This is a genomic window from Mycobacterium sp. TH-M106, assembly GCF_057473765.1.
Window position 1 is genome coordinate 1 of record NZ_JBYCLE010000473.1, and the last position, 2145, is coordinate 2145.

3 protein-coding genes and 1 pseudogene are annotated in these 2145 nt (G+C 65.4%); 2 read left to right on the forward strand and 2 right to left on the reverse strand.

What is annotated here, in order from left to right:
* Positions 1–160, reverse strand: a 160-nt coding sequence (locus AC2VOP_RS16855) for a helix-turn-helix domain-containing protein (protein WP_486962033.1), incomplete at its 3' end; no start/stop codon positions are given.
* A 493-nt stretch (positions 161–653) separates the two neighbouring features.
* A pseudogene (locus tag AC2VOP_RS16860) lies at positions 654–840 on the reverse strand (isoprenylcysteine carboxylmethyltransferase family protein); the annotation flags it as partial.
* 100 nt (positions 841–940) lie between these two features.
* Between AC2VOP_RS16860 and AC2VOP_RS16865 the strand changes: the two are divergent.
* A complete protein-coding gene (locus AC2VOP_RS16865; protein WP_486962031.1) occupies positions 941–1243 on the forward strand; it encodes a nucleotidyl transferase AbiEii/AbiGii toxin family protein in 303 nt (100 codons plus the stop codon).
* 172 nt (positions 1244–1415) lie between these two features.
* A partial coding sequence (cbiE, locus tag AC2VOP_RS16870) for a precorrin-6y C5,15-methyltransferase (decarboxylating) subunit CbiE (protein WP_486962032.1) occupies positions 1416–2145 on the forward strand: 730 nt, incomplete at its 3' end.

Below are 2145 nucleotides of genomic sequence, written 5' to 3' on the forward strand. Positions count from 1 at the left end.
GCTTCGGCAACCGGCCGGCACGCCCGGCACCGGCCAGTCCCTGTTTACCCTCGGCGAGGAAGCTCCGATGCCACCGTGACGCGGTCTGCGCCGAAACACCCAGCTTGTCCATCACGTCGACCTGACGCTTGCCGCGGGCGAACATACCCGCAGCCGCCATCCGCCGGGCCTTGAGCGCTTGAAAGTCCCGCCGCGCACGTACTTTAGCCGCCTTACCCGACCGTCGCCTGCCAGTAGATCCCGCCACACACCAATTGTCCTATACCACAGCGCGAATTCCACGACACGACTCACTATATTACCGAAATATCTTTAATACTCAATGATTACTTGAGAAGCCGCACGTGTGCACCTAACCGTGTGCCCCGGCTTCACGTCCACCCCGCCGTTGTGGGTCGGGTGCCGCCGTTCGCGATGAATCGATATGCGGGCCAAGCCACACCGGTCACACCCGCACCGGAAACTAGGCGGTAGCAGTTGTTACGGAACGACATCGCATGCGATATCACCGATCGATGCCGGGGCGACTTCGCGCTGGTGATAGCACACACGATATCCATTGCAACGCAACCCACATCCTTCAGACAGAGGCCGTTGAGGCTGACGTGACCGGTGATACCTGGCGGACCGTTCGCGTCGGCAGCTACGACCTGTCACCACATGTGCGGCACCAGGCGATACCGAACCGCCTGCATGTACTCACGGTATCCGTCCAACTCGTCGCGGAGCAGCTTCTCCTCGTCGCGGACACGCCAGGCAAGCACCAGCAGGCCACACCAGGCTATACAGACCGGTAGAGACCAGCTTCTGACCGGACTCGACCCGCACGGTCGAGGCAGCGCGGGCTTATCAGCGTCCGCTCACTGCGAACGCGAGCCGAGGCCGTCGCTGCATGCGCAGCGCTCTATCTTGAGCGTGCGCTCAACCGCAGCGATGTCACATGACCTACGGTTCACCGCAGGCATTACGAACCGCTCTGGAGCACCGACTGCTTGATACCTCGCGAGAGACTGGCGTCGCCCTGGACCGGCTTCGCCGCCAGGCTCTTTTCGAACGGATCGTGGCCTGCCTCCAGGTCGCCGAACCAAGACTCTGGGTACTCAAGGGCGGCATGGCTCTTGAGGTGCGCTTGCACGGCCCTGCGCGTGTTACCAAGGACATCGACGTCGGACCTCTCGATCGACCGCTTCGAGGCGCTGGAGAATCCGCTCCCTTCACCCGACGAGCAGCACCGACAGGCTAGGGTTCTCGACGGAATATCGCGTGCCGCTCAGGATGCCGTGGCTCACCACAAGATTCAGCCTACGGTGCTCCCCGATAAGCCCGGGCGCTCAATAGCTGGGTTGTCACTGCGTCCAGGCGGGTGGGTGCGGGCATGAAAGTCATTGGTGTGTGCTCCGGTTAGCATCGGTTCTGTGCCCGAAGTGGATCGCCTTGTCGTGGTCGGCATCGGGGCCGACGGCTGGGCCGAGCTGCCGGAGACGACGCGCTCGGTCATCATGGCGGCCGACGTGGTGATCGGTGCGCCGCGGCAACTGGAGTCGTTGCCCGCGGTGACCGGACAGCAGCGACGCGCCTGGCCGTCGCCGCTGCGCGCTGGGCTGCCGGGGTTGTTCGAGAACCTGGCTGGGCTGAACGTCGTGGCGCTGGCGTCGGGCGATCCGATGGTCAGCGGCGTCGGCAGCAGGCTGGTCGCGATGTTCGGCGTCGACCGGGTCGAGGTGTTACCGGCGGTGTCCTCGGTCGCGCTGGCCCGCGCCCGGCTCGGCTGGACTGCGGAGTCGGTCGCGGTGGTCAGCGTGGTGGGCCGCGACGTGCACGCGGTGCTGCGCGAAGTGGCGCCGGGCCGTCGGCTGCTGGTGCTCTCTTCCGACGAGCACACCCCGGCGCAGGTGGCGGCGCTGCTGGTCGATCGGGGCTACGGGGCCAGCCGAATGGTGGTGTTCGGCAATCTTGGCGGCGCATCGGAGTCGAGGTTGGAAACCACACCCGAGACGCTGAGCGGCGACGCGCCGAGGCTGAACATCGTGGCACTGGAGTTGGCCGGACCGTTGCTGACCGGCTGGGCAACGGGCTTGCCCGACAGTGCTTTCGACCACGACGGTCAGCTGACCAAGCGGGATCTGCGCGCGTCTGCCTTGGCCC